At 79.3% G+C, this 241-nt stretch carries 1 pseudogene; it reads left to right on the top strand.

Annotated features, from left to right (window positions below):
• Positions 1–241 (top strand): annotated as a pseudogene (locus tag KVT14_RS21085) (NADP-dependent oxidoreductase); the annotation flags it as partial.

Raw genomic sequence — 241 nt, 5'->3', positions numbered from 1 at the left:
GGGCGCGGACGAGGTCGTCGACCACACCGCGACGTCCCTGCTGGTCGCCGTGACCGAGCCCGTGGACGTCCTGCTCACCCTGGCCCCGGTCACCGAGGAGGGGTTCGCGGCGCTGGCCACCCGGGTCCGCGACGGCGGGGTCGTCGTGTCCCCCACGCCGCGGGTCGCGACCCCGGAGGACCCGGCGCGGGGCGTGCGCGCCGGGTCCGTGTACGTGCACCCGGACGCGGGCGGGCTGCGG

The sequence above is a fragment of the Cellulomonas sp. GbtcB1 genome, from assembly GCF_019091725.1.
Taxonomy (GTDB): domain Bacteria; phylum Actinomycetota; class Actinomycetes; order Actinomycetales; family Cellulomonadaceae; genus Cellulomonas.
The sequence above is the reverse complement of the archived record's forward strand: the minus strand, read 5'-3'. Positions and strand labels throughout refer to the sequence as shown.